Origin of the sequence: Halorubrum salipaludis (assembly GCF_002286985.1) — an archaeon.
Classification (GTDB): Archaea; Halobacteriota; Halobacteria; order Halobacteriales; family Haloferacaceae; genus Halorubrum; species Halorubrum salipaludis.
This window is the reverse complement of the sequence record NZ_NSKC01000004.1, coordinates 344,991-371,683: the sequence shown is the minus strand read 5'-3', so window position 1 is coordinate 371,683 and position 26,693 is coordinate 344,991. Positions and strand designations below refer to the sequence as shown.

The window sequence follows — 26,693 nt, the reverse complement described above, 5'->3', positions numbered from 1 at the left end:
ACATCCTTCGGCGCCGGAGCGTTTGACACAATCCTCATTCCAGCTGGATTGTGGTATGCTCTATTAGCCTCAGTTTCCCGAGGGTATGGAGCTCCGAAGGGTAGTTTGGCCACGTGTTACTGAGCTATTCGCCACGAGTCTGAACTCGTGCGACTAGCATGGCTAAATCGGATCCCAATAGCAATGGCCTCCGGCAGGATCAACCGGAATGTATAACCTCCAGAGCCTGATTCCCGGCCCGGAGGGGTGTTGGCGGGTTTTGACTTGCGATAAGTCAAAACACCATTGCATGGTCTATGTGGTGTCCGGTCCACCCGGCGACCCGGATGACACCGAACTACCACGGCTCACATCAGATTTCCTCTTACGCCGGAGCGCAGGGGGCGAAATCCTCATCTTCGCGGATCTGATTATTTTCTTCGAGGGGTCATAAACCCATCGAAGCTCTTCAGATCCAGCGAAACCGGGCCGGGTTGAACGGCCCGAGTTCGCAGGTGCGTTCTTCGCATTAGTCACAATGCCGGGGTTGTATTTAACCCCGTCGAACTATCGGCGCTACGTCATGCGGTTTCATGCCGAGGAACTGTGAACGAGCGAATAGCTATGCGTGCGGGCACGCGGAAAAAACCTGTCTGACCTCGAAGGCTACTCGTCGTCGATGTACTCGATCCCCTGTTTCGAGACGTTCGCCTTCGTGATGTCGTCGAGGTCGTTGAGCCAGAAGTCGTCGTCGGCCTCGTCGACCTCGGGGGCGCTGTCCTTCCAGGCCCACCCTTCGTACTCGTGGACCTTCTGCGTCCCCTTCTCGCGGAGCCGGAGCGTGATCCGCTCCGCCTTCTCCTCCGAGGGCGCGGGATCAAGGGTGCGGGCAGCTTTGAGCGCGGCCTGACGGGGCATGTTGCCGGAGAACTCGCTCGGTTCCGATCCGTCTTCCTCTCGAAGGGCGAAGTTTCGCTTACCGTCTTCACGTACCATGGTTTTTCCTCCATGCGAACCCAGCACACAGTCTGTAATAAATATATCGGGGAAATGAAAGCTGTCCTCCAAAACATTTATATATTAACTCCGCACGGGCTAGCGGTTTCGCTCGGTCTCCGAGGCGATCCGACCGCTCGGTCGACGGTCACAGCGGCGTGGCGGCCCCGAAACGAGGCGTCGACGCCCTCGACGCGCGACGAACGGCACCGAGAACGCGCGGCGGCGACCCTGTTCGCGTAAACAACACTTATGTGTCTGGTATCGCGAAGTCCGACCAGTACAACCGCGATGGTCCGCAAAAAGAAGCTCAGCCCAAGCGGCGCCAAAGACGACGACGGGGAGTACCACAACGTCCACGTGAACCTCCACGAAGACGAGCTCGCCGTCGCCGGGATGGAGATCGGCGACGAGGTGTTCGTCCGGGTTCGAGACGGGAAGATCATCATCCAGAAGGCCGACTCCAGCCCCGAGGACCTCGAACACGACTTCTGAAACCGTCCGACCGATTTTCTGCGCTCGTTGTTCGGCTTCGAAGCCCGGACCGAAGGGAACGCCGAACGCCCGGCGATATCGGTGGCGGTCGCACGCGGCGGCGGTCGGCGGATTGATGCCCGTCCGCGACGAGACCGATACGATGGGCGCGTACGACCTGTTGAAACCGGCGCTGTTCGGACTCCCGCCGGAGACCGCACACGGGCTGACACACCGGCTGCTGCGGGCGGTACAGACGACGCCGGTGACCGACCACCTCCGCGATCGGTTCGTCGTGGACGACCCCCGGCTGCGCGTCGAGGCGTTCGGGAACGCGTTCCCGAATCCCGTGGGCGTCGCGGCGGGCTTCGACAAGAACGCGGAGGTCCCGCGCGGCCTCGCGGCGCTGGGCTTCGGCCACGTCGAGGTCGGCGGCGTCACCGCCGAGCGACAGCCGGGGAACCCGCGACCGCGGCTGTTCCGGCTGCGCGAGGACGAGGCCCTGATAAACCGGATGGGCTTCAACAACGAGGGCGCCGACGTCGTCGGCGAGCGGCTCGACCGGGAGCCCCTGCCGGAGGTCCCCGTCGGAATCAACATCGGGAAATCGAAGTCGACGCCCCTCGACGAGGCCCCCGACGACTACCTGTACACGTACGAGCGCGTCGCGGACGCGGGCGACTACTTCGTCGTCAACGTCTCCAGCCCGAACACGCCGGGGCTCCGCGAGCTCCAGAACCGCGCGGCGTTAGAGGAGATCCTCGGCGCCCTCGCGGACGCGGGTGCCGACCCCCTCCTCGTGAAGCTCTCCCCGGACCTCCCGGAGCCTGCCGTCGAGGACGCGCTCGGCGTCGTCGACGACCTCGGCCTCGACGGCGTCATCGCGACCAACACCACGACCTCGCGTCCGAACTCGCTGAAGAGCCCGCAGAAGGCCGAACGGGGCGGTCTCTCCGGGAAGCCGATCGAGCCCATCGCCACGGAGCGGGTCCGGTTCGTCGCCGAGCGCACCGACGTGCCGGTGATCGGCGTCGGCGGGGTTTCGAGCGCGAAGGGCGCCTACGAGAAGATACGCGCGGGCGCGTCGGTCGTGCAGCTGTACACGGCGCTCGTCTACGAGGGCCCGGGCCTCGCGCGCGACATCAACGAGGGGATCGTCGACCTCCTCGACCGCGACGGCTTCGACTCGGTCGAGGACGCCGTCGGCGCGGACCTGTAGCCGGGCCGCGCCGAGAACGGGTTTCTACGCTTCGTTGCGGACGATGACGACCACGTCCTCCGCTTCTAACAGCTCGCCGTCGCCCTGATACTGCCGCTCCTCTTCGATTTCGAACTCCTCGTCGACGAGCGTGACGCCCGCGACGTGAAGCTCGTCGCCGTCGATCTCGTACTCGCCCTGCGCCAAGGCCGCCTCGATGTCGCCGACCTGGTCGCCGTACTTCGGGCCGACCGTCGCGTAGTCGAGGTCGATCCCGGTGACCACGGTCTCGACCGGAGCGTCCTCGTCGGGGTGGACGGTGAGGTCGGCGACGTGCATCACGCCGGTGATGTCGTCCTCGAACCCGCGGACGTCGGCGTACACCTCGACGGCGTCCAGCTCGGCGTTCAGCGGGAGCTGGTTCTCGCTCTTGTACTTGCGGAGCGTCCCGACCACCGCGGTGGCGGCCGCGCCGGCATCCCGGTCGGCGTCGATCCCGAGCGGCTCGGGCCAGTCGACGAGGTGGACGGAGTCGGCGGCGCCGTCGGCGGCGTCGGCCGCCTCGGCCGCGGCGTCCGCGTACATGTCGTGCCACAGCTCCTCGGTGACGTGGGCGAGCAGCGGGGCGAACAGCTTCAGGAACCGCCGGTGAGCGGTCCGGAGCGTGTACGCCGCCGCCTCGTCCTCGCGCTGCTTGGCAATCTCGAGGTAGTCGTCACAGAACGTGTTCCAGAAGAAGCTCCGGAGCTCGTCGCGGGCCTTCGAGAACGCGCGGTCCTCGAACAGCTCGGTGAGCCGCTCGACCTCGCCGTCAAGCTCGGCGAGCAGCCAGCGGTCGAGCTCTCGGAGGTCCTCGTCGGCCGGCTCGTCCGGGTACGGCTCCGGCGCGAGCGACTCGACGAGCTTGGAGGCGTTCCACAGCTTGCGGATCAGCTTCTCGCCCGCGCGGAGGTCCTTCTCCTTGAACGGGAAGTCGTCGCCGACGGCGGTGCCGGCGGCCCAGTAGCGCGTGGCGTCGACCGGGAACTCCTCGAGCACGGTCTCGGGCTCGACGACGTTGCCCACGGACTTCGACATCTTCTCGCGGTTCTCGTCGAGGACGTGCCCGTTGATCATCGTCTCCGCGAACGGGACCTCCCCGGTGTGCTCGTAGCACTTGACGAGCGTGTGGAACAGCCAGAAGCTGATGATGTCGTGGCCCTGCGGCCGGAGGTCGAACTGATACAGCTCCGGGTGTTCCATCGTGAACTCCTCGCGATCCTCGTCCCAGTCCCAGCCGGCGTTGATGAGCGGCGTCAGGCTGGAGGTGGCCCACGTGTCGAGCACGTCGTCCTCCGGCTCGAACCCGTCGTGGCCGCACTCGGGACAGGCGTCGACCGGCGGGTCGTCCGAGAGCGGGTCGACGGGGAGGTCGGCCTTCTCGGCGATGACCTCCTCGCCGCAGTCCTCGCAGTACCAGACCGGGAACGGGATGCCGGAGGAGCGCTGGCGGGAGATGAGCCAGTCCCACTGGAGCCCCTCGACCCAGTGTTCGTACCGGCTGAACATCTTGTCCGGGGACCACTCCATCTCCCGGCCGATCTCGAGGTACTCGTCGGTCTTGTCGAGCATCTCGATGTACCACTGCTCGGTGACGAGGAACTCGACGCTCGTGCCGCAGCGCTCGTGGACGTTGACGGTGTGAGTGATGTCGCGGCGGTCCAACAGCGCCCCGGCCTCCTCGAGGTCCTCGACGATGGCCTCGCCGGCCTCGGCGGAGTGTAACCCCTCGTACCCCTCGGCGACCTCGGTCATGTGGCCGGACTCGTCGATGGCGACCCGGAGGTCCAGGTCGTGGACCTGGTACCACTCGATGTCGTTCTGGTCACCGAACGTACAGCACATCACGATCCCGGAGCCCGTCTCCATGTCGACGCGCTCGTCGGCGATGATCGGCACCTCGTGGCCGAACAGCGGGACCTCCGCGGACTCGCCGACGAGGGCCTGGTTCTCGTCGTCGTCGGGGTGGACGAAGACGGCGACGCAGGCCGGGAGGAGCTCCGGGCGCGTCGTCGAGATGACGAACTCCTCGGGGGTGTCGTCGCTCTCGTCGGCGGAGGCGACGGGGAAGGCGATGTCGTTGAAGTGGCTGGCCTGCTCGTCGTCCTCGGTCTCGACCTGCGAGATGGCGGTCTCGCACTCGGGACACCAGATCGCGGGCGCCTTCTCGCGGTACTCGCGGCCCTGGTCGTACAGGTCGACGAACGACAGCTGGGAGACGCGCTGGACGCGCGGCTCGATCGTCTGGTAGGTGTGGTCCCAGTCGACGGAGACGCCGAGCGACTGGACGTTCTCGGTGAACTGCTCCTCGTAGTCGGCACAGACCTCCCGGCACTTCGCCTGGAACTCCCGGCGCTCGAAGTCCTGATGGCGGATGTCGAGCTCGTCCTCGGTGAGCCGCTCGGAGGCGATCCCGTTGTCGTCGTAGCCGAACGGGAAGAACGTCGCCCCGCCGTTCATGCGCTCGAAGCGCGCGACGAAGTCCTGGAGGGTGAACCCGTACAGGTGGCCCATGTGGAGGCTCCCCGATACCGTCGGCGGGGGCGTGTCGATGGAGAAGACGGTGTTCGGATCGACCGGGTCGTCGTCGGGGTAGGCGTACGTCTCCTCGTCGACCCATCGCCGCTGCCACCGCGGCTCGACGGCGTCGGGGTCGTACTCACCACTGGGCATTTCACGCGCATCTTCCCGCGGTTCCCCCTTAACGGCCTCGGTTGTGTGGGACGGGATCGCGGGCCAGCGCGGTCGAGCGCGTTCGACCGCGGGCGGAGCCTCCGCAAAGGGGCGCGGTCAGACCGTGTCGTCGAGGTCGTGTTCGGCCGCCATCTTCGACGCCTCCGACGCGAACCGCTCGACCTCGTCGGCCGGGCTCTCGCCGAGCGCGGTCTCCTCGACCTCCCGGCCGGCGGTGATCCCGTCGCCGGTGAGGAGCCGCTGTTCGGCCAGCTCCTTCGTGTGCATCCGCTCACCGTCCTCGGTGGCGTAGGTGAGCCGCACGAGTCCCTTCGAGTCGAACTCCCGATCGACGAGCCAGACCGTGGTCATACGCGGCGATGGGTGCCTCCGACGCTTAAAAAGGACGGTCGCGGCGGAGGACCGGCCCGGCGATTGGTTCGATCCCGATGATCTGCGGTCGGCGCGCGCCTGTGAGCGCCCATTAGGGCGCGAACAGCGCGTGCGAGGGACGCGGCGAGCGACGTTGGCGACCGAAGGGAGCCACGAGCGAGCGGCGAGGTTGGGGAGGCGTGAGGTGCGGGTGCCGTGCGGGGCGGGGCTCGAAGGGGCGGCCAGGAGACGGGCGCAGGCGACGCGAGCACCGCAGCGAGCGACGCGAGCGAGGAGCGCGGCGAGCGTGCGCCCGTCTCCCGGCCGGGGCTTCGGTGGTGTCCGTATCGGTCGGGGAGTTATAACCGGGAACGGCGTCGGACGGTCGAGCGAGCGAGATTTCGAGGGCGAGGCCGGCGGATCTCCACACGACGTATTGATCTCGACGATCGAAGACGGCCCGTTCCGCGTACCGCGTCGCCAGCGCTTTGTACCGCCTCGCCGAACCGTGGCCCATGCACGTCGAGTTCGACCGCGACACCTGCGTCGGGATGTTCCAGTGCGTCGCCGAGTGGGACGCCTTCGAGAAGGACCTGAACGACGGGAAGGCGGACCTCGCGGGCAGCACCGAGGAGGAAGAGGACCTGTTCGTCGTCGAGGTCCCGGACGGCGAGGAGTTCGACGCGAAGTTCGCGGCGCGGGTCTGCCCCGTCGACGCCATCGAGGTGTACGACGACGACGGCGAGCAGGTGGTGTAGATCGCCTTGGGATTTCGGCCGCTTATAAATCGGTACTGACGGACTGATTCGCGAGGACACCCCCAAAGCCCCAGCCGCTCGGCCATACGTTGATACTTATAAACGGCCGATCGACACGACCTCCTCCAAAGCCCCAGCCGCGACGGCTCGCGCGGCTTGCTGCGCGCCTCGGTCGCTCACTCCGTTCGCTCCCTTCGGTGCTTGCTGCGCCGTGCTTCGCCCTCGCGGCTGCCCCTTTGAATCCCGCCCCGCACAGCACGGCGGTGTTCAGATAAGGTTGAAAGGTGAGGCGGATGCGGTTTTTAGTGCTCTATGCCAAAAACCGACCGCCTCAACGGATGTTTAGACCAGATTGAGTTAGAGTTTGTGGAGCGCGAAGCGACACCGCGACTGCTGATGAAGCTCAGTATTCAGCTGCATCTGGCTGGACTTTCGCTTTCGAATACTGTTTCGTTTCTTGAGGTATTCGGTGTCAAACGCGCTCGGTCGACCATTCACAACTGGGTTCACAAGGCCGATCTACAGCCCCACGAGGGACGGCAGCCGGATCACGTTGCGGTCGACGAAACCGTGATCCAACTCAATGATGAGCGCTACTGGCTGTACGCGGCTGTCGATCCCGAGTCGAACGAATTACTCCATACAAAGCTTGAACCAGTCAGAACCAACGCGTTCGCTCACGCGTTCTTTGCTGAACTCCGCGAGAAACACGATGTCGACGACGCCGTGTTTCTCGTCGATGGCGCGGCACCACTGAAAGACGCCTGCCAGCGACACGGCCTCGATTTCAGATACGAACGCCATGGAAATCGGAACAGTGTCGAACGTGTCTTTTGTGAAGTAAAACGCCGTACCTCTTCGTTCTCAAACTGTTTCAGCAACGCCGACCGAGACACAGCTGATGATTGGCTCCGATCGTTCGCCTTCGCATGGAATCAGCTAATCTGAACACTACCCACAGCACCCGCACCTCACACCTCCCCAGCCTCGCGGTTCGCTCGAGGCTCCCTTCGGTCGCCTACGTCGCTCACCGCGTCCCTCGCACGCGCTCTCGCCGGCGGCGTCGCCGCCGGCTGTCAGAGAGACCTTCGGTCTCTCACTACTCGCGCCCCTAAAAGGGCGCTCGGAGGCGCGCGCCGAAGTGGATGGGTAGCGAAAGCGTCGCTCGCGTCCGCTTCGACTTATAAGTGCTCGGCCAGGTCCTCGGCGAAGTACGTGATGATCAGGTCCGCGCCCGCGCGCTTGAGCGACAGCAGCGACTCGTGGGCGGTTTCCTCTAAGTCGAGCCAGCCCTTCTCCGCGGCCGCGTGCAGCATCGCGTACTCGCCGGAGACGTTGTACGCGGCGATCGGGTGGTCGAACTCCCGCCGGAGGTCCCCGACGATGTCGAGGTAGGGGAGGCCGGGCTTCACCATCAGCACGTCCGCGCCCTCCTCGGCGTCGATCCGGGCTTCGCGGAGCGCCTCGCGGCGGTTCGCGGGGTCCATCTGGTAGTGCCGGCGGTCGCCGAACGCGGGCGCGCCGTCGGCCGCGTCGCGGAAGGGCCCGTAAAACGCGGACTCGTACTTGACGGCGTAGCTCATCAGCGCCACGTCCTCGTGGCCCGCGTCGTCGAGCGCCTCGCGGATCGCCCGGACCTGCCCGTCGGTCATCGCCGAGGGCGCGACCATATCCGCACCCGCGTCCGCCTGCGAGACGGCGGTCTCGGCGAGGAGGTCGAGTGTCTCGTCGTTCTTCACCGTGAGCGTCGGGTCCGACTCCGCCGACGCCTCGATCACGCCGCAGTGGCCGTGGTCGGTGTACTCACAGAGGCAGACGTCGCCGATCACGTACGCGTCGGTCTCGGCGGCAATTCGGCGGATCGCGCGCTGGACGACCCCGTCTTCCGCGTACGCGCGGGTTCCCTCCGGATCCTTCGACTCGGGGATCCCGAAGACGATCACGGCCTCGACGCCGGTTTCGCGGACCTCCTCGACGCGGGCGACCGCCTCGTCGACGGGGACGCGCTCGTGCCCGGGCATCGTCTCGATCGGCACGCGCTCGTCTGTCGTCGCGTCGACGAAGACGGGCGCGACGAGGTCCGACGCCGCCAGCGAGGTCTCGCTGACGAGCGGGCGGACGCCGTCGGTGCGGAGCCGCCGCGGCCGGTCCGTTGGGTGCATGCCCGAGCGTTGACCCCGCGGCGCCTTTTATGATCCGTCCGCGGCGAGCCGGCTGCTGAGTGGGAGGTGGTGAGGAGAGAGGGGACGGTGGGGAGAGAGGGGACGGCGAGGAGAGAGGGGAAGCGGTGAGGAGAGAACGGACGGCGGGGAGAAAACGGACGGCGAAAAAGGGCGAGAGGTCGACGATCCGATCCGGCCGAGGGCTACTCGGACGATTCGATGTCGATTCGATCGCGGAGGTCGGCGAGCTCGTCGGATTCAGCGAGCTCCTCGACGCGCGCCTTGAAGTGCTCCTCGCAGAGCCCGACGACCACGCCGCTCTGCTCGGCCTCGTAGGTGGCCTCCCGCTCGCAGTAGTGACACCGCATACGCGACACTCTGTCGGCGTCGGGCTTAACGTTGTTCGTCGATCGGGAAGGTCCGACGCCCGGACAGTCACCTCGCGTCGTGGCGGAGAGTCAGACCGTGTCGGGGTCTGAGACCGGCTCCGGCAGCCGTTCGCGGACCGGCGCGAACGCCTCCGCCGTCAGCCCCGCCTCGGCGAGGGTGCGCTCGTGTGCGTCGGTGCCGCCCGTCAGCAGGAGGTCGCTCTCGGCGGCGACCCGCTCGACCCGCGCGTCGTCGACCGCGCGCCCGTAGGGGTAGAACCGCTCCACCGCGTCCAGCTCGCGGGCCACGTCGAGCGCGGCGTCCACGTCGTCGTACCGGAAGGGGTGCGCGAGCCCCACGAGCGCGCAGGCGTCCCGGAGGAGGTCGACGCCGCGCTCCAGCCCCGTCACCTCGCGCGCGACGTAGCAGGGGCCGTCGTTCCCGATCAGCTCGTCGAAGGCCCCCGCGTAGTCGTACGGCGCCGGCGACTCGTCGATCGCGCGGGCGATGTGCGGGCGCCCGAGTCCGGGCCGGGGCTCGACGCCGAGGTCGACGCCGAGCCGGTCCTCGACCGCGTCGAGGATCGCGGCCCCCCGCTCCTCGCGGTCGGTCTGGAGGCGCTCGATCTCGGCGTCGAGCGCGTCGGTGCGCTCGACCGCGTACCCGAGGAGGTCGAGCCGCTCGGAGCCGGCGTCGACGCGGAGCTCGATCCCGCGGACGACCCGGACCCCGTCGCGTTCGACGACCGGCGCCCCCACGGCCGGATGCACGCGGTCGTGGTCGGTGATCGCGACCCAGTCGAGGTCGGCGTCGCCGGCGGCGTCGACGAGCTCGTCTGCGGTCATCGTGCCGTCGGAGACCGTCGTGTGCGCGTGGAGGTCGGCGACGATCCGGTCCGTGTCCATGCCCGCCGTTCGCCGGGGCGGCACTAAGCGTCCGCGGTCGAGCGGCTACTCGTCGGCCACCCATGTGAAAGATCGACAATATAAGGAAATATAATTTGATTCTCCGGACTAAGGTTGTGCATGGACAATCATTAAGAACCATCGGCGACTCGCAGTAGTTGATGCGCTTGAACGGCGTCGACGACCGACTCGAACGGCACCAATATCCGACGACCTCGGAAGAACTGATCGCGGCCCACGGCAACGCGACCGTAGAGCTCGCCGACGGCTCCGAGCGTCTCGGAGACGTGCTGGAGCGGTTCGGGGAGCAGACGTTCGACGACGCGGACGACGTGTTCACCACGCTCCGCGCGGGCGTCTGCCACCGCGGCGTCGGTCGGCGGTTCTACTCGGACCGCGACCCGACGACCGACGCCGACGACGGCCCGACGCCGGTCTCGTTCTGAGCGGGCGGCGGAAGCGACCCTTCGTTTTTCCGAGACTCGCGCCGTGAGCGACGCGTCCGCCGGGAGTGACGCGTCCGCCGGGAGTGACGCGTCCGCCGGGAGTGACGCGTCCGCCGGGAGTGACGCGTCCGCCGGGAGTGACCGATCAGACCCAGTCGATCGCGGCCGACAGATCGACCGGCACCGATCCCTTTCGGTACCCTTCGACGTACCCGTCCGGGCGCGCGCGGAGGACGACCGCCGGGCGGTGTCGGACCTCCGGCTGCGCCTCGCGCACGGCCGCCCAGTCGTCCGCGGGGAAGGAGGTGCAGTCGACGAAGAGGGTGACGCCGCCGCCGTGCGCCTCCAGCTGCCCGCTCGTCTTCGTCTCGGCCGTGTCGCGGACCGCCGCGACCGGGTCGCTCGCGGAGCGCCCGGAGACGGGCTGCGGGCGCGTCACCTCGACCAGCGAGGCGTTCCCCGTGTCCGGGTCCGTCGCGCGGTAGTCGAGCGAGTGGCCCGTCGTCACCTCGATCTCGGGCGTCACCTCGTAGCCGGCCTCGGTCAGGATTCGGGCCGCGGTGAACTCCGCGATCGCGGCGCTCATCCGGACCAGATCGAGCGACGCCGACGTGCCGAGCTTCCCCGCCATCACCTCGCGGTACTCGTCGAGCGTCCCCGGTCGGAGCGTCTCCTCGAGGAATCGGGTCCCCTCCTCGCGGGTCGCGTCGGGGAACCCGGCCGCGTGGTCGCGGAAGAAGGCCCGCGTCGTCTCCGCGCCGTCCTTCGAGCAGAACACGGGCAGGAAGAACCACGAGACGTGCGGGTACGCCGCGAGCCAGGGCTCGTCGTCGTGGAGCGCCGCGAGCAGCTCCCGCTGGACCCACCGCGAGACTGGGTAGGGGACCTCGTCGAACCCGTACTTGTCCGTCCGCCAGAGCTCGCTCGGCGTCTCCGTGTTACCGACCCAGTACCCGACCGGCCCGCCGCCAGCACCCTCCGGCGGGTCGCGGTCGTCGTCCGTCCAGCAGAACAGCGCGAACGAGCCGTCGTCCATGTCGAACCGCCGGGCCTCGTAGCCGGACGGCGGGGCGAACCACGGGTCGCTCGCGGTCGCCCCGAGGTTGTCGTCGAGGGGGCGTTCGAGCTGCGAGCGCACGCGGTCGGCGCTCCAGCCGCCGGGCGCGCGCCTGAATCGGAGCGGTTGTGCCACGCCGGTGCTACCGCACGGCGGGGTTAATCGGTTCCGGTGGAAGAGACCCCACCCCCCGAGTCTCCCGCGGATCCCGTCCGTCGGTCAGTTTCCTCGGCGAACGCCCCCGTCCGGCGATCAGTCTCGGCCGGGGATCGGTCGACGAACGTTTCGCGGAGGAGACAATTCACCGACACATATAATACTGATAGTTTCTAAGCGAAGGTGTACCATGTCAATGGGTGCCTATGACGAGGCCGAGCACGAGCGTCGCGAGAAGAAGACCAGCGAAGTCGACGCCGATTTCGACGCCGAGCGGCCGGAGTACTCCGGATCGCTCACGTACGATTCCGGCGACTCCACGGAGGCACTCCTCGACAAGTTCCAAGAGCTGCAAGGCGAGTGAACGAGCGGTTCGCGGCCTCTTTCTCTGCTCCGGTAGGTTCCTGACTCAGCCCATCACTCGTCGCTAGGTCGCGACCGATCTGCGCTCAAGACAGCGCGATCGCCGCGGAACAGACGATCGCGACCGCGAGGACGTGCCCGACGACCGCCCCGAGCAGGACCGGCTCTTCGAGTAAGAAGGGAACCAGCGACAGTTGGATCGCCGAGAAGGCGACGTTCTCCGCGTCGAGCCGCCTGACCCGCGACGTCGCCGCCGGAGGGAGATCGACGTGGACCGCGCGCCACAGCGCGACGACCGCGCTCCACCACGAGGTGCCGATCCGGTAGGTGAGGTCCCAGAGGATCAACAGCGTGAGGTAGACGACCGGAATCGGCGGGTTCGGACCGAACAGCCGGTCGATCAGCGCGCCGTCCCACGCGATCATGTACGTGAGGAGGGCGATGAACGCCAGCACGCCGAGGACGATCTCGATGCTCGACCCGAACAGCAGCCGCTTGTGCGAGGGCGGCGTCGGGAGCCCGCGGTTGATCGCGCCGAGCCGGTGCATCTCGACGCTGCCGACGGCCGCCACCGCGACGGCGACGGACCCGGCGACGACCGCGTCCCACAGCCCGTAGTACCAGCCGAGCGCCACCACGCCGACCTCGAACAGGACGAACTGGATCGCGACCGCGAGGGTCCGAGAGAGGCCAAGTCCGGGGATCCCGCCGACGAGGCTCTCGTACACCCACGTCTCGCCGTAGTTGCGGCTCACGAGCGCGACCCCTCAGACCGGATCGCCTCTGACCCACCCGCGTCCGACCCAGAGCCCTCGGACCGACTCATCTCGTCGATCGCCCGCGCGACCGCGACCTCGAAGGGCGTCTGGTCGATCGGGATGAGGTCCCGGATCCGGTCGTCCTCGACGATCACGGTGTTGCGGAGCCCCTCGACGAGCGACCGGGCGAGGTAGGGATTCACGTCGGTGACCAGCCGGAGCCACTTCGCGGACAGCTCCGGGCTCAGCACGGGCACCCGAATTATCCGCAGCCTGTGGCCGAGCTGGCGGCGAGTCCGTCGGAGGATCTCCGCGTACGTCAACACGTTCGGGCCACCGATCTCGAAGGTGTCGCCGGCGGTCGCCGGCGCTTCGACCACGCCGACGAGGTAGCCGACCACGTCGTCGATCGCGATCGGCTGGCAGAGGGTGTCTACCCACTTCGGCGTGGTCATCACCGGGAGCCGGCTCGCGAGGCCGTAGATTACCTCGAAGCTCGCGCTGCCGGCACCGACGATGATCGCCGCCCGCAGGGTCGTGAGCGCCGGGTCGCCGGTCCCGAGAATTCGTTCGACCTCGCGGCGGGATCGGAGGTGTTCGGAGAGGTCCTCGCGGTCCTCGCCGAGCCCGCCGAGGTAGACGATCCGGTCGACGCCAGCGGCCGACGCCGCCTCGACGAAGTTCCGGGCGCAGTTGCGGTCCCGCTCCTCGTAGCCCGGACCGCCGTCCATCGAGTGGACGAGGTAGTAGGCGGCGTCGACCGGGTCGCCGCCGATCTCGAACGCGGGCGGGAGGGTGTCGGGATCGAGGAGGTCGCCCTCGACGACGCGAACGCCCGCGGGCGGGGCGTAGCCGTCGGCGTCGCGGACCAGGGCGACCACATCGTGACCGCGGTCGAGGAGCGCCGGGATCAGCCGGCTGCCGACGAAGCCGGTGGCGCCGGTGACGAGCACGCGCATACGGATCCCTCGGACGGAGCGACCATAAGGGTCCGCCACGGGCTCCCACCGAACGGACCGATCGTTAAAAGGCGTCGCGCGCGAGTCGTCCCCGCATGCACGCAGGCGAGTTCGAGGCGGTCCGCGGGGTGCCGGACCTGTACGTCCACGACACCGGAATGTTCGACACCGACGAGTACGGGGCCGTCTACGTGTACGACGCCGATCGGCCGATCGTGATCGACACCGGAACGGGGGCGAACCGCGAGTCGCTGTTCGAGACGATCGATGAGATCGGGATCGGACGCGAGGAGCTGGCGTGGATCCTCCCCACGCACGCGCACCTCGACCACGCGGGCGGCGCGGGCCACCTGACCGAGCGCTATCCGAACGCCGAGGTCCGCGTTCCCGAGAAGGGAGTCCGGCACCTCGTCGATCCGGGCGCGCTCGTCACCGGCACGAAGTCCGCGGTGCAAGACCAGTGGCAGTACTACGACGAGCCCGCGCCCGTCCCCGAGGACCGCATCGCGGGGCTCGCCGAGGGGGATCGGATCGACCTAGGCGACCGCGAGCTCGTCGTCCACGAGGCCCCGGGGCACGCCCCGCACCACGCGTTCTACCACGAGCCCGACGACGACGTCGTCTTCACCGCCGACGCCGCCGGGATCTACGTCCCGGAGGTCGACACGGTCCGGCCCACGTCGCCGCCGCCGCAGTTCGACCTCGATCAGTGTCTCAGGGACCTCTCGGCGATCGAGGAGATCGATCCCGAGTACCTCTGTTTCGGCCACTTCGGGCCGCGCGAGTACGAGCCGTCGCTGATCGGCGAGGCGAAGCGGGCGTACGTCGAGTGGGTGGAGGCCGTCCGGGAGAAGCGCGAGGAACTCGGCGACGACGAGGCCGTTGTCGAGCACTTCGTGGAGACGAGCCGGGACGTGGAGTTCTGGAACCCGGAGCGCGCGAGGGCCGACGCGAGCCTGAACTCCCGCGGCGTGCTGGCGTATCTCGACTACGTCGAGGAGGAGTCTGAGGAGTAGCGTCGACTGCGAGGGATGTCCCCGCTCCCGACGGAAACCTCCTAAACCCCGCGTCGCCTAGCCGTGGCCATAGATGGGCATCTTCGACACGATCCGCGCCGTGCTCGGGACGAGCGCCGAGACGGACGCGACCCGCGAGGCCGACCCCGAGGACCTCTTCGGGATGTCGACCGCGTACATGACGATGGAGGCCGACCTCGGCTACGACCACTGTGGCGAGGCCGCGCTGTGTTTCTCCGGCGTCGACAGCACTCGATTCGACGACGCCGTCGAGACCGTCGAGGCCATCTTGGAGGCCGGCGAGATCGACACCGGGACCGGGTTCCACCGACACGAGGACGACCACGGCTACCAGTGGTTCGTGCTGGAGGACGACGATCCCGAAGACCTAGTGACGAGCATCCACTTCGCGGCCGACCAGTTCATCGAGGAGGGGTTCGGCTCCCGCCTGCTCGCGGCCGTCTTCGGCTTCGAGCGCGACGGCACCGACGCCTACTGGATCTACTCGTTCCGGCGCGGCGCGTACTACCCGTTCTCCCCGAAGGGGACGAGCGACCGGAACCAGCAGGTCGAGTTCAAGCTCCAGTCCGTCCTCGACGGGGAGCTCGGGCTCGAAGACGACGAGTCCTACTGGTACCCATTGTGGCCCGACGCGCGGGGGAACCACCCGTGGGAATGAGCGGACGAGCCGAGGAGGCGACCCGATGAGCACGACCGAGAGCAGTTCGGACCGGGAGTTCGCCGGGCGCGACACGACCCGAAAACGCCTGCTTCGGGCGGTGGCGGCACAGACCGCGGCGCTGAGCGCGGCCGTCCACCTCCTGTGGGCGTGGCCGCGGCTCGTCGAGCCCGCGGACGCGCGGCCCTACGTGTTCCTCCTCGGCGGCGTGTTCACCGTCGCGATCGCGGCCGCGACCCTGCGCGCGGACGAGTACCGGCGGCTGTACGCGCTCGGCGCCGGCACCCTCGCGGCGTTCCTCGTCGGCTACGCGTGGTGGCACGGTGGCGGGACCGCCGCGGCGCTCGCGAGCGACCCGCTTGCGATCGTCGGCAAGGGCGCTGAGGTCGTCGGCGTCGTCGCGTTCCTCGCGCTGTACCGACTCGCGCCGCCGACGAGCGTCGTGGTCGAACGGGTGAAGGAGGCCGGGAGCGAAGCGACCGGCGGAGAACCGACCGACGGAGAAGCGACTGACGGGGAACCGACCGACGGAGAAGATCAAAGTCCCCGCGCATGAGCGACACGTACCTGACCGTCGCGGAGTCCGGGACGGCGACGTTCGAGGTGCAGGGCTCGGAGTTCCTCGGGCACGTCGCGCCGGCGGACACGGTGGCGGCGGCCGAGGAGTTCGTCGAGCGCGTCCGCGCCGAGTACGACGACGCGACTCACAACGTGCCGGCGTACCGGGTCCCCGCGGGCGAGGCCTCCGCCCGGACGCGCGGCAGCGAGGTCATGCTTCGGGAGTACTCCTCGGACGACGGCGAGCCGACCGGGTCGGCGGGGAAGCCGGCGCTCAACGTGCTCCAGCAGCGCGAGATCCGGAACGTCGTCGCGGTGGTGACCCGGTACTACGGCGGGACGAACCTCGGCGTCGGGGGACTCGCGCGCGCCTACTCGCGGGCGGTGAAAGACGGGGTCGACGAGGCCGGCGTGATCGAGGAGCGGCCGCACCGGCGGCTGGTCGTGGAGACCGAATACGACGACTCCGGGACCGTGCGGGGCGTGATCGAGTCGTCCGGCGTCGAGTTCGACGCCGACTATGACGAGCGCGTGCGGTTCGCGCTTCGGGTCCCCGTGGCCGAGGTGGGGGCGCTGGTGGAGCGGCTCAACAGCGCGACCAGCGGTCGGGTCGAGATCGATCGGTAGTCGTATCGGTGGTGGCGGTCGGCGACGGGGGGTCGGTAGCGAGCATGTCGGTAGCTGGACCGTCGCTGGCGAACAGGCGACGCGCGGGTTCGAGTCCGATTGGGTCGTCCGCGGCGGTGCGTCGCGCTCCCGCCCAGTGCGCCGCGGACCGCGGTCAGGTCACGGCGGGGGTGGCCGCGGGTTGGTACTTCAATCGTCGGACGAGGTGCTGGAAGTACGGATCGCCGAGAGCCGCTACGCGAACTTCCGGACGGTCATCTCGAGGGTGTCCAGATCGAGGATGGGGGCGTAGCCGGCGTCGGGGTCGATGTTGACGGACTTCTGGAAGTCGGTCTGCGCCTGCCAGCAGCCGGAGTTGACGGCGAGGACGTTGTGGTACTTCCCCCACCCGAGCTTGTGGACGTGACCGGTGTGGAACACGTCCGGCACGTCCTCGATGACGAGGTAGTCGCGCTCCTCCGGCGCGACGCGGGTGTGACCGCCGAACTGCGGGGCGACGTGCCGCTTCTTGAGGAGCTGGTACATCGCCTTGTGCGGCTCGTCGTAGCTCGCCTTCTCCTCGGGGAGCTCCGCGATCACCTCGTCGAGCGAGACGCCGTGGTACATCAGCACGTCGACGCCCTCGACGGTGACGGTCGCTGGGTTCGAGACGATCTGGGCGTCGTGAACGTCCATGATGGAGCGGATCTCGTCGTTGAACCCGGGCTGGGGCTCCGCGAGCCGGACGGCGTCGTGGTTGCCTGGAATCATCACGATCTCGGTGTCGGCCGGCACCTCCTTGAGGTGCTCCGCGAACGCCTCGTACTGTTCGTAGATGTCGACGATCTCCAGCTCCTCGTCCTGGTCGGGGTAGACGCCGACGCCCTCGACCATGTCGCCGGCGAGCAGCAGGTACTCCACCGGCTCGGCCTCGGGCGTGTGGAGCCAGTCGGTGAAGCTGCTCCACGCGTCGGCCATGAACTCGTCGCTGCCGACGTGGACGTCGGAGATCAGCGCGGCCTGCACGTGACGGTCGGCCGCCCCCGTCCGGTGGGTTCGCGGAACGTCGGGGAAGTGGAGCGAGTCGGCGAAGAGGATGCCGGAGTCGTCCGCGAGCGTCCCCTCGACGGCGAGACACTCGTCCATCAGGATCTCGTCGACGAGGTCGGCGAGCCCCTTGTCCTTCATGATCAGCGCGGGGAACGTTCCGGTCGTGTCCTCCAGTTCGACGAGCCAGTGGCCGGATTTCGTGGATCGGACGTCGTTGACGAGCCCGATCATCGCGGCGTCGCTCCCGCCGGGCATCTCCGCGATCGCCTCGGCGGGGCGGTGGTTGACGCGGCCGCGGAGCACCTTCGAGAGCCGCTCGTAGCGGTCGCGGAACGTCTGGACGAAGTCCCCGTATTCGCCCGTTCCGGTGCTCCGACCGGTCATGTCGTTGCCGATCCTCAGCTCTCGGAGGTCGGGGTCGTGGTGGGGGGGATCGGCGGGGGGGTCGACAGCGTCGTGGTCGGTGGTGGATCCGGCGTCCGAAGGAGACCCCTCTGTTTCGACTGGAGATTGGGCTGTAGAGGTCGCAGACGGCGTTTCGTCGCCGGTTCGGTTCGGAGTGGATTTATGGGTTCGGGTGGTTCCGGAATCGGCGGAGTCGGAGTCGGTGGAGCCGGCAGAATCGGTACCTGAAGCCGTCGGGTTGGTACCTGAAGCCGTCGGGTTGGTACCTGAAGCCGTCGGGTTGGTACCTGAAGCCGTCGGATCGGTGCCGGAAGCGGACCGATCGCCCGTGACGGCGCGAACGTGGTCGGCGGTGATACGAAGGGCGTCGTCCGGGGCGTGATCGACGACCGATTCGACGGCGGCGGCGGAGTCGGATGCGCTCGCCAGGAGGGTGATCGCTTCGCGTTCGGCGTTGTATCCGCGTCTAGCGAGCTCCTTGACGATCCGGGCGTTCGACTCCAGCGGCACGACATCCGAAACGGGAGCGCGGCTCAAAACGGTTCCGGAGCCCGTCGGTTCCCCGAGATCGGCCCCGACCGCGGCGACGTGACCCGGAAGCTTATGACCGAAACCCGTCAACCCGAACGTAATGGACGAAGGGGATCGGTCGGGCGAGGACGACGGACCCGACCGGGAGACCGGGTCGGCGGACAGCGACGTCGAGAGCGACGATTCCGCCGGGAGTGACCCCGCTACCGGAAACGGTCCCACTGCCGGTGACGGCTCTACCGGCGGATCCGACCGCGACAGCGGCGAAGGCGCTGCCGACGATCCTGCGGCTGTCGGAGCGGGCGACGAGACCGGAAGCGACGGCGGCGGAAACGACGAGACCGAGAGCGACGGGAGCGGAAACGACGGGACGGAAGCGGACCGGGCGACGACCGAAGCGGACCGGGCGACGACCGAAGCGGACCGGGCGACGACCGAAGCGGACCGGGAGGTGACCGGAGCGAGACGCCCGGAACTAGAAACGAACCAGCCGGAGCCCGAACCGAGAGGGAATCAGAAGGCTTCAGACGGGGGAGTGCTGTACCGGTTCCGTCACGACAGGGAGGGACCGCTGATGTGGATCCGCGAGATGCTTTCCAGCGTCGCCATCGTGCTCGTGATCGGGCTGATCCTGTTCGGCGTCAGCGGCGTGTGGCCGCCGATGGTCGCGGTCGAGTCCGGGAGCATGGAGCCGAACATGGAGGTCGGCGACCTCGTCTTCGTCACGGAGCCGGGGCGGCTTGCGCCCGACGCCGCCGACAACGACATCGGCGTCGTGACCCACGAGGTCGGCGAGCAGGCCGACTATCGAACGTTCGGGTCCTACGGCTCGGTGGTGATCTATCGGCCGCCCGGCCGGACGGCCTCGCCGATCATCCACCGGGCGATGTTTCGCGTGGAGGAGGGCGAGAACTGGTACGACCGGGCCGACGATCGGTACCACAGCGCCGCCGACTGCGGCGATCTCAACCACTGTCCCGCTCCCCACGACGGGTTCATCACACTCGGCGATAACAACGGGGCGTACGATCAGGCGAACGGCCTCGCGGCGCCGGTCAGAGCCGACTGGGTGACCGGAGTCGCGCGCGTCCGCGTGCCGTACCTCGGCTACGTCCGGCTGATCGCGACCGGACAGGCCGATCCGGGCGACGTGCTGGGGACGACCGTCGCGATGCGAGGGGTACAGGTGGGGAGCGTCGGCGTCGGAGGCGTCAACGGAGAAGCAACTCCAGATGAGAGGCCCATCGTTTCAGGTGGAGATGTAACCGGAGGCGCGGTCGGCTGAAGCGAAATCGGGAGAGAAAGCAGAAGGCCCGGATCAAGGTCAAGGCGCCTCAGTTGTCGAATCGGGCCTGCACGAACGGCTGTGCGTTCTCGATATCGCCGAGCCGGGAGTCGGACAGGAGGACGGCCTCGGTTTCCTCGACGGGGACCGACAGGCCCATCTCCTTCGTGCGGCCGTAGCGTCCCTTCGAGACGACGACGGCGTTGACGATCCCGAGCATGTCGAGCTCGCTGATGAGGTCGGTGACGCGGCGCTGGGTGAGCACGTCGGCGTCGATCTCCTCGCAGAGCCGCTTGTAGATGTTGAACACCTCGCCGGTGTTGATGTTGTGAACCCCGTTCTTCTCCAAGAGGATCACCGCGAACAGGACGATCTTGCTCTGAGTCGGGAGGGTTCGGACGACCTCGACGACGCGGTCGAGTTCGATCTTGTCCTGGGCCTGCCGGACGTGTTTTTCGGCGACGATCTCGGCCTGCGAGCGCTCGGCGAGCTCGCCCGCAGTCCGGAGCAGGTCGAGCGCACGGCGGGCGTCGCCGTGTTCCTGCGCGGCGAACGCCGCACAGAGGGGGATCACGTCGTCGGTGAGCGCGTCCTGTTTGAACGCGATATCGGCGCGGTGCTGGAGGATGTCGCGGAGCTGGTTCGCGTCGTACGGCGGGAAGACGATCTCCTCCTCGCCGAGGCTGGACTTGACGCGTGGATCGAGGAAGTCGGTGAACTTCAGGTCGTTCGAGATCCCCATGATCGAGATGCGCGAGCGGTCGAGCTCGGAGTTCATCCGCGAGAGGTTATAGAGGGTGTCGTCCCCGCTCTTCTCGACGAGCTTGTCGATCTCGTCGAGCATGATCACGACCACGCGCTCGTGGTAGTCGACCGCCTCGAAGAACGTCGAGTAGACGCGGTCGGTGGGCCAGCCGGTCATCGGAACCTCCTCCATCTCGTCGGCGTCGGTTTCGAGCTCCTCGATCCGCGCGTCGAGCTCGTCGAGAGTCGCGAACTCGGTGTCGGCGAGGGCGCTCGGATCGTCGACGGCGCCGGATCGGAGCTCGCGACATCGGTCGAGTCGATCCGCGATGACCGCCTGGTTCTCCTCGATGAAGGTGTTCGCGAGCTGCGCGAGGACGCGGTACTGCGTGTCCGTCACCTCGCAGTTGATGTACTCGACCTCACAGGGTACGTCGTACTTCTGTGAGGTGGACTCGAGCTCCTGGGAGACGAACTTCGCGGAGGCCGTCTTTCCCGTGCCCGTCTTCCCGTAGATGAGGATGTTAGAGGGCGTTTCCCCGCGCAGTGCGGAGACGAGGATCGTCGCCATCCGGTTGATCTGGTCGTTGCGGTGGGGGAGTTCGTGGGGGGTGTAGGACGGACGCAGGACCTCTTTGTTCTCGAATATCGGTTCTCCGGAGAGCAGGTCGTCGAACAATCCCTGGTTCTCGTCTTCGTCGTCGAGAACGACGCCGTCGAAGTCGACATCAGTCGAAGACCGGTCACGTCCGCCGCTTCCGACATCGATGTCGGTCGATACGTCGTTGATGTCGGCCGACGGGTTTGATTCAATCTGATCCGAATCTACCGAGCCCGAATCTACCGAGCCCGAATCTACCGAGCCCGAATCTACCGAGCCCGAATCTACCGGATCGGACTTCATCGAATCCGTTTCCGTCGGGTCATCCGAAGGCGGCTCGTCGAGATCGGGATCGGTCCGGTCAGTGTCGTCGTCAGGGTCATCGGTTTTGGACAGGTTTCTGCCGATCCCGCTGTCGTCCACTGATTTATCGGTCTGGGATGTGTTCTCTCCTTCGTCCATGGGAACCCCCCTGTTTCAGGTGGAAACCGCCTGCGCAACAACGACAGATGTCGTATATCGGCCTGAAACGACGATATTCGACCACGAAGTCGGTCGAATATGTCCAGTTGATGCAGTCGAACCAGATGAAGAGGGGGGACAAAAGTGTTGCCCTCTGGACCCGAAACTGACCATTCTGTCAGAGGTCAACGAGATATCGACGCCGGAATCGGTGACGAACTTACGGAGGCGAAATCACGGTAACGATGGGACGCTAACAATATCACGAAGACCAGATCGAAATGACGGGTGACCAGATCGAAATGACGGGTGACCAGATCGAAACGACGGTAGGGAGTATTCGATCGGGCTAGAGACGGGGTAGATGAGTTAGGTGATTGGGACGATAACTGATTGGTCGGGACGATAGCTAGTGCTCGGAACAGTAGCTGATCGAATCATAGCCGGGAACCGTTGGACGAGAAGTGGAGGTGTCGGTTCTTGAGTTAAACAATGAGCAAGACCCGATCTGGCGTCTCTGAATCTCCCGTTGCCTTTTGATTCTCATTCTATTTCTCTACGTCGTATCTTGTCATTTGTCCTTTTGACCCCCCCACCCCTTCGTTTCGGGTGGAACTCGAATTTGGTGGGGGAGGGGGAGAGAAGCTGCTATTATATATCGGTGGTTTTATTGCTATACTATTTGAACAGTGCCCTCGACAATCCCCTATAGTTTATTTTGTTGTTGATGTTGTATATACTAAGAGAATATAGATCGGTATGAACATCCGACCCTCCGCCGACAGTTCCCAACCCCACACCGACAGCCGTCTCCAGTCGAAACGAAGGGGTGGGGGAGGGCGTGGGAAGCAACGTGACAGAACGGGGTCGGAAGACAGCCGGACGAGACGGACGGGACGGCACGTCCGAGACGGCAGTTTCGGGACGACAGCTCAGAAACGAGTGTGGGCCCGTTCGATATCACGCCCCTCGACTCAGATATGTGGCATCTCCAACGTTCCCACCGATATAGGTAAAAATATATAAATAAAATCAAGTCAACAAACACTCGATATTACGTCCCTCAACGACCGCACGACCCGAATACTGCCAAATCGGCTGTGTCTGACGCAGTTCTTAAGTGAGAGGGGCGTGGATTCTATCGTAATTCCCCGAACACACGCTGGATACCCGGTATCGGGCGTTACCACACCGCACAGAGTGTCCGGGAGAGAACACAGGACTGGAGGTCAGGATGGGACTGCTCACGAATCTTAAAGACAGCATATCACGGGTCACCGACGGGCTGTTCGCGGCCGACGAACCCAAGCGGATCGGGATCTACGGACCGCCGAACGCCGGAAAGACGACCCTCGCGAATCGGATCGCACGCGACTGGACGGGTGACGCCGTCGGGCCGGAGAGCCACATTCCACACGAAACCCGGCGGGCGCGCCGGAAGGAGAACGTGGAGATCGAGCGCAACGGGCGCAAGGTCACCATCGACATCGTCGACACGCCCGGCGTGACGACGAAGGTCGACTACAAGGAGTTCCTCGACCACGACATGGAGAAGGACGACGCCGTCCGTCGGTCCCGCGAGGCGACCGAGGGCGTCGCCGAGGCGATGCACTGGCTCCGCGAGGACGTCGACGGCGTCATCTACGTGCTCGACTCCACGACCGATCCGTTCACGCAGGTGAACACGATGCTCATCGGGATCATCGAGTCGCAGGACCTCCCGGCGCTCATCCTCGCGAACAAGACGGACCTCCCCGGATCGGACGTCCAGCAGATCGCGAACGCCTTCCCGCAACACGAGACGATCCCGCTGTCCGCGCTGGAGGGAGACAACATGGACGAAGTGTACACCAAGATCGCGGAGTACTTCGGCTAATGCCGGGCCCAACCCCAGACGTCGACGACGACGCTCCCTCGGACGACTCCGACGACGGGGTCCGGATCGACATGATAAGCGGGGCCCGGATGGACGGGCTCACCGGGATGGAGAAGATCCGGCTCATCCTCGACGGGGTCCGTGACGGCAACATCGTCATCCTCGAAGAGGGGCTCTCGCCCGACGAGGAGTCGAAGCTCATCGAGGTGACGATGACCGAGATCAGTCCCGACGACTTCACCGGCATCGAGATCGAGACGTACCCGAAGGCGGAGGCGGGCGATCAGAGCTTCCTCGACAAGCTGATGGGCCGCAAGTCGACCCAGAAGCTCACCGTCATCGGTCCGGCCAACCAGATCGAGACCCTGCACAAAGACGAGAACCTCATCAGCACGCTCGTCTCCCGCAAGTAAATGCCACACCAGTGTACCACCTGCGGTCGCACGTTCCCCGACGGCTCCAAGGAGATGCTCTCCGGCTGTCCGGACTGCGGCGGGAACAAGTTCCAGTTCAAACCGGCCAGCGAGACGGCCGACGAGCAGCCGTCGTCCGGCGGGGACGAACCGCCGGCTACCGACCGTCAATCGCCTCCCACCGATCGCCAGTCTCCCACCGATCGCCAGTCTCCCACCGATCGCCAGTCTCCCACCGACCACCAGTCACCCACCGACCACCAATCTTCTCCCGCGGACGGCCAGCCCGCCGCGGATAACCGGCCTGCCGCGGACAGTCACCCCACTTCTGCCGACGACGCCACCGCTGCCGGCGACGCTGCCGCCCCCGAATCCCCCCGACCCGATTCCGGGACTCCGGACGATCAGTCCGTGACCCCGAACCCATCTGGCTCGGACCCGAACGGGTCGGACTCGGAACACGTTCGCGAACGAAGCGAAGAGAACGTCGCGCAGGCGAGCGCGCGCTCGGACGTCGTCTCGCCGGACGAGCTCGATCGGGCGAGCCGAGATGTCGAGAGTGCCCCGGCCTCCGGCGACCCCGATTCGGACGCACCGGCCGAGACGGAGGGCCCCCGCCCCGACATCGACGATCTCCGCGACGAGCTCAACGAGCAGTTCGAGAGCATCCGGATCGTGAGCCCCGGGAAGTACGAGCTCAACCTGATGGAGCTGTACGACCGGCAGGAGTACATCATCTCGCTCCAGGAGGACGGTCGGTACGTCATCGAAATGCCCGACGCGTGGGGCATCCAAGACGAGTGATCTGACGCTCTCGGTCCTTCTTTCCGCCTTCTCACCGATCAGTCGATCGAAATTCGCCGAGCAGCGCCCCGTTTCGCGATCGATCCGGATCGTCTGGCGACCCTTGTCGAAGAAGACACAGTTATGCGGCTTCCTCCGTTACGGGCGCCCATGTCTACCGATCACACTCTCAGTGCAGCGTCTCGGTCGCTCTCTCTCCCGGAAGGATCGCATCGAACGGTTCGGCTCGCCCGACGGACTCGACTGAGCGACAGCGCGCGGTCGGCCGGTAGCGAGGTGGCCGTATGCGCGTAGTCGCGAAGTTCGGCGGCACGAGCCTCGGAAGCGGCGACCGGATCGAGCGCGCGGCCGACTCGGTCGCGAACGCGGTCGCGGCGGGCCACGAGATCGCGGTCGTCGCGAGCGCGATGGGGTCGACGACCGACGACCTCCTCGACGACATCACCTTCGAGACGGACGACGCCGACCGCGCCGAGATCGTCTCCATGGGCGAGCGGACCAGCGTTCGGATGCTCAAGGCGGCCCTCTCGGTCCGCGACGTCGACGCGGTCTTCCTCGAACCCGGGCATCCGGACTGGCCCGTCATCACGAATGAGCTCGGCGAGGTCGACGTCGAGGAGACGAAGAAGCGCGCGCGCAAGATCGCCGCCGAGATGGACGGCGTCGTCCCCATCATCACCGGCTTCCTCGCGGAGGACCACGACGGGAACGTCACGACCCTCGGGCGGGGCGGGTCCGACACCACCGCGGTCATGCTCGGTAACTACATGGACGCCGACGAGGTCGTGATCGTCACCGACGTCGAGGGCGTGATGACCGGCGACCCGCGGGTGGTCGAGGGTGCGCGCAACGTCGGCCGGATCACGGTCGACGAGCTCCGGAATCTCTCGTTCCGCGGCGCGGAAGTCGTGGCGCCGTCCGCGCTCTCGTACAAGGACGAGGACCTCGCCGTCAGGGTCGTCCACTACCAGCACGGCGACCTGCTCAGGGGCGGCACCCGGATCGAGGGGGAGTTCGAGAGCCTGATCGACATGCGCGAGGAGCCGCTCGCGTGTCTCACCATCGCCGGCCGCGCGATCCGGAACCGCGCGGGCATCCTCTCGCAGCTCGCGAACGCGCTCCGCGAGGAGGAGATCAACATCGACGCGGTCGCCTCCGGAATGGACTCGGTCACCTTCTACGTCGACGTTGACGTGGCCGAGACGGCCGAGGCGCTACTCCACGAGGCGGTCGTCGACGACGAGGCGCTCTCCTCCGTGACCGTCGCCGATCCGATCGCGGTCATCCGGGTGACCGGCGGCGAGCTCCCGAACCAGTCCGGCGTCATCCAGGAGATCATCGCGCCCCTCGCCGAGGACGGGATCAACATCATCGACCTGATCACGAGCGCGACCTCCGTCGCCGTGTTCGTCGACTGGGACGACCGCGAGGAGGCGCTCGAAATCGTTCAGGGTCGGTTCGACTGACGCGGCGGACTGTCGGCTGACGCGGCGGACTGATTCGATTCGACTGACGCGAAGCTGAGCCGATTCGATCGACGGTACGTTCTCGCCGACGCCCGGTCTCAGCCGTCCAGGTCGTCCGGATCGATCACGTATCGGGTCGTCCGGCGCCCCTCGAATCGCGGTCCGGGGCCTCCCCGTTCGAATCCCGACCCTTCGAGGATCTCCCCGGTGCGCTCGTCGTTCGGAACGACCGCCTCGACCCCCATCCCTTCCCGTCGAGCGAACCGACGGGGCTCCTCGAACAGTCGCCGGATCGCCTCGTCGTCGCCGTCGAAGTCGGTCACGTGTACGGTCTCGCCCCGCGCGTCGAACGCGACGAATCCCGTGACAGCTGCGCCGTCGTCGTCTCCGCTCCCCGCCACCGCGACGCGAACCGATCGGTCGTGGATCATGTCCTTCACGACCCCTCGCGGCCGATCGGTCGCCGTCGCCAGCGCTTCGGCGTCCGATTCGAGTGCGTCACGGATTCGCATACTACGGGTATCCGGCGGTCA

At 66.7% G+C, this 26,693-nt stretch carries 27 protein-coding genes and 1 rRNA gene; 15 read left to right on the top strand and 13 right to left on the bottom strand.

The genetic code is table 11. The annotated features are described in order from the left end of the window. Both CK500_RS09865 and CK500_RS09860 read right to left on the bottom strand, forming a co-directional pair. Positions 1-210: ribosomal RNA gene (locus tag CK500_RS09865) — 16S ribosomal RNA — on the bottom strand; the annotation flags it as partial. A 435-nt stretch (positions 211-645) separates the two neighbouring features. Then, positions 646-975, bottom strand: coding sequence for a non-histone chromosomal MC1 family protein (locus CK500_RS09860; protein WP_095637053.1), 330 nt, complete (start codon positions 973-975; stop codon positions 646-648). Positions 976-1,266: 291 nt separating this feature from the next. Between CK500_RS09860 and CK500_RS09855 the strand changes: the two genes are divergently transcribed. Both CK500_RS09855 and CK500_RS09850 read left to right on the top strand, forming a co-directional pair. Then, positions 1,267-1,470, top strand: a complete 204-nt coding sequence (locus CK500_RS09855) for an AbrB/MazE/SpoVT family DNA-binding domain-containing protein (RefSeq protein WP_050024870.1) — start codon at positions 1,267-1,269, stop codon at positions 1,468-1,470. Between the two features lie 142 nt (positions 1,471-1,612). Further along, the gene (locus tag CK500_RS09850) at positions 1,613-2,668 is read left to right on the top strand and encodes a quinone-dependent dihydroorotate dehydrogenase (protein WP_095637072.1); all 1,056 of its coding nucleotides are present in this window, start codon (positions 1,613-1,615) and stop codon (positions 2,666-2,668) included. Between the two features lie 24 nt (positions 2,669-2,692). Here the strand turns inward: CK500_RS09850 and CK500_RS09845 are convergent, their stop codons facing one another. Together CK500_RS09845 and CK500_RS09840 are read right to left on the bottom strand one after the other, a co-directional pair. Continuing rightward, entirely contained in the window at positions 2,693-5,359 is a 2,667-nt protein-coding gene (locus tag CK500_RS09845; protein WP_095637052.1) for a valine--tRNA ligase, read from the bottom strand. Positions 5,360-5,476: 117 nt separating this feature from the next. Continuing rightward, positions 5,477-5,731, bottom strand: coding sequence for a hypothetical protein (locus tag CK500_RS09840; protein WP_095637051.1), 255 nt, complete (start codon positions 5,729-5,731; stop codon positions 5,477-5,479). Positions 5,732-6,246: 515 nt separating this feature from the next. Here CK500_RS09840 and CK500_RS09835 point away from each other — a divergent pair. Next, positions 6,247-6,489, top strand: coding sequence for a ferredoxin (locus CK500_RS09835; protein ID WP_095637050.1), 243 nt, complete (start codon positions 6,247-6,249; stop codon positions 6,487-6,489). A 312-nt stretch (positions 6,490-6,801) separates the two neighbouring features. Further along, complete coding sequence (locus tag CK500_RS09830; RefSeq protein ID WP_095637049.1) at positions 6,802-7,437, top strand: IS6 family transposase; 636 nt, start codon at positions 6,802-6,804, stop codon at positions 7,435-7,437. Positions 7,438-7,670: 233 nt separating this feature from the next. Here CK500_RS09830 and hemB read toward each other — a convergent pair whose 3' ends face one another. The 3 genes from hemB to CK500_RS09820 all read right to left on the bottom strand — a co-directional run bounded on the left by hemB (position 7,671) and on the right by CK500_RS09820 (position 9,925). After that, positions 7,671-8,651, bottom strand: coding sequence for a porphobilinogen synthase (hemB, locus tag CK500_RS09825; RefSeq protein WP_095637048.1), 981 nt, complete (start codon positions 8,649-8,651; stop codon positions 7,671-7,673). 203 nt (positions 8,652-8,854) lie between these two features. Continuing rightward, a complete protein-coding gene (locus tag CK500_RS17390) occupies positions 8,855-9,019 on the bottom strand; it encodes a DUF6757 family protein (protein ID WP_198951541.1) in 165 nt (54 codons plus the stop codon). A gap of 90 nt (positions 9,020-9,109) precedes the next feature. Further along, positions 9,110-9,925, bottom strand: a complete 816-nt coding sequence (locus tag CK500_RS09820) for a PHP domain-containing protein (RefSeq protein ID WP_095637047.1) — start codon at positions 9,923-9,925, stop codon at positions 9,110-9,112. 161 nt (positions 9,926-10,086) lie between these two features. Between CK500_RS09820 and CK500_RS09815 the strand changes: the two genes are divergently transcribed. After that, a complete protein-coding gene (locus tag CK500_RS09815) occupies positions 10,087-10,371 on the top strand; it encodes a DUF5789 family protein (RefSeq protein ID WP_095637046.1) in 285 nt (94 codons plus the stop codon). 145 nt (positions 10,372-10,516) lie between these two features. Here CK500_RS09815 and CK500_RS09810 read toward each other — a convergent pair whose 3' ends face one another. Next, positions 10,517-11,563 (bottom strand): DUF5784 family protein, encoded by a 1,047-nt coding sequence (locus tag CK500_RS09810; RefSeq protein WP_095637045.1) that lies wholly within the window; start codon positions 11,561-11,563, stop codon positions 10,517-10,519. Between the two features lie 217 nt (positions 11,564-11,780). Between CK500_RS09810 and CK500_RS17385 the strand changes: the two genes are divergently transcribed. Beyond that, entirely contained in the window at positions 11,781-11,948 is a 168-nt protein-coding gene (locus tag CK500_RS17385) for a DUF5786 family protein (RefSeq protein ID WP_008005688.1), read from the top strand. Between the two features lie 85 nt (positions 11,949-12,033). On the opposite strand, the gene CK500_RS09805 is transcribed toward CK500_RS17385, so the two are convergent. Further along, complete coding sequence (locus tag CK500_RS09805) at positions 12,034-12,702, bottom strand: DUF7530 family protein (protein WP_095637044.1); 669 nt, start codon at positions 12,700-12,702, stop codon at positions 12,034-12,036. After that, on the bottom strand, positions 12,699-13,664 hold the full coding sequence (locus tag CK500_RS09800) for an NAD(P)H-binding protein (protein ID WP_095637043.1): 966 nt from the start codon (positions 13,662-13,664) through the stop codon (positions 12,699-12,701). Before CK500_RS09800 ends, CK500_RS09805 begins: the two co-directional genes overlap by 4 nt. A gap of 95 nt (positions 13,665-13,759) precedes the next feature. On the opposite strand from CK500_RS09800, the gene CK500_RS09795 reads away from it, so the two are divergent. From CK500_RS09795 to CK500_RS09780, 4 genes are all read left to right on the top strand, one after another. Continuing rightward, complete coding sequence (locus tag CK500_RS09795) at positions 13,760-14,680, top strand: MBL fold metallo-hydrolase (RefSeq protein ID WP_095637042.1); 921 nt, start codon at positions 13,760-13,762, stop codon at positions 14,678-14,680. 73 nt (positions 14,681-14,753) lie between these two features. Then, positions 14,754-15,359 (top strand): PspA-associated protein PspAB, encoded by a 606-nt coding sequence (gene pspAB, locus CK500_RS09790; RefSeq protein ID WP_095637041.1) that lies wholly within the window; start codon positions 14,754-14,756, stop codon positions 15,357-15,359. Between the two features lie 25 nt (positions 15,360-15,384). After that, positions 15,385-15,915 carry a hypothetical protein gene (locus CK500_RS09785; protein ID WP_095637040.1) on the top strand — a complete coding sequence of 177 codons (531 nt, stop codon included), beginning with the start codon at positions 15,385-15,387 and terminating at the stop codon, positions 15,913-15,915. Further along, complete coding sequence (locus CK500_RS09780) at positions 15,912-16,544, top strand: IMPACT family protein (protein ID WP_095637039.1); 633 nt, start codon at positions 15,912-15,914, stop codon at positions 16,542-16,544. The genes CK500_RS09785 and CK500_RS09780 overlap by 4 nt, the downstream gene beginning before the upstream one ends. 234 nt (positions 16,545-16,778) lie before the next feature. Here the strand turns inward: CK500_RS09780 and CK500_RS09775 are convergent, their stop codons facing one another. Continuing rightward, the gene (locus CK500_RS09775) at positions 16,779-18,488 is read right to left on the bottom strand and encodes a DNA-directed DNA polymerase II small subunit (RefSeq protein WP_095637038.1); all 1,710 of its coding nucleotides are present in this window, start codon (positions 18,486-18,488) and stop codon (positions 16,779-16,781) included. Positions 18,489-18,609: 121 nt separating this feature from the next. On the opposite strand from CK500_RS09775, the gene CK500_RS17380 reads away from it, so the two are divergent. Beyond that, entirely contained in the window at positions 18,610-19,794 is a 1,185-nt protein-coding gene (locus CK500_RS17380; RefSeq protein ID WP_198951540.1) for a S24/S26 family peptidase, read from the top strand. Between the two features lie 49 nt (positions 19,795-19,843). On the opposite strand, the gene CK500_RS09765 is transcribed toward CK500_RS17380, so the two are convergent. Beyond that, entirely contained in the window at positions 19,844-21,601 is a 1,758-nt protein-coding gene (locus CK500_RS09765; RefSeq protein ID WP_095637037.1) for a Cdc6/Cdc18 family protein, read from the bottom strand. Positions 21,602-22,835: 1,234 nt separating this feature from the next. Here CK500_RS09765 and CK500_RS09760 point away from each other — a divergent pair. The 4 genes from CK500_RS09760 (at position 22,836) to CK500_RS09745 (ending at position 26,160) form a co-directional block, all read left to right on the top strand. Continuing rightward, positions 22,836-23,477 (top strand): Era-like GTP-binding protein, encoded by a 642-nt coding sequence (locus CK500_RS09760; protein ID WP_095637036.1) that lies wholly within the window; start codon positions 22,836-22,838, stop codon positions 23,475-23,477. Beyond that, entirely contained in the window at positions 23,477-23,890 is a 414-nt protein-coding gene (locus CK500_RS09755; RefSeq protein WP_095637035.1) for a DUF2073 domain-containing protein, read from the top strand. Before CK500_RS09760 ends, CK500_RS09755 begins: the two co-directional genes overlap by 1 nt. After that, positions 23,891-24,694 (top strand): OapC/ArvC family zinc-ribbon domain-containing protein, encoded by an 804-nt coding sequence (locus CK500_RS09750; RefSeq protein WP_095637034.1) that lies wholly within the window; start codon positions 23,891-23,893, stop codon positions 24,692-24,694. Positions 24,695-24,978: 284 nt separating this feature from the next. Further along, positions 24,979-26,160 carry an aspartate kinase gene (locus CK500_RS09745; RefSeq protein ID WP_095637033.1) on the top strand — a complete coding sequence of 394 codons (1,182 nt, stop codon included), beginning with the start codon at positions 24,979-24,981 and terminating at the stop codon, positions 26,158-26,160. 98 nt (positions 26,161-26,258) lie between these two features. Here the strand turns inward: CK500_RS09745 and CK500_RS09740 are convergent, their stop codons facing one another. Further along, positions 26,259-26,672, bottom strand: a complete 414-nt coding sequence (locus CK500_RS09740) for a hypothetical protein (RefSeq protein ID WP_095637032.1) — start codon at positions 26,670-26,672, stop codon at positions 26,259-26,261. Between the last annotated feature and the right edge of the window lie 21 nt (positions 26,673-26,693).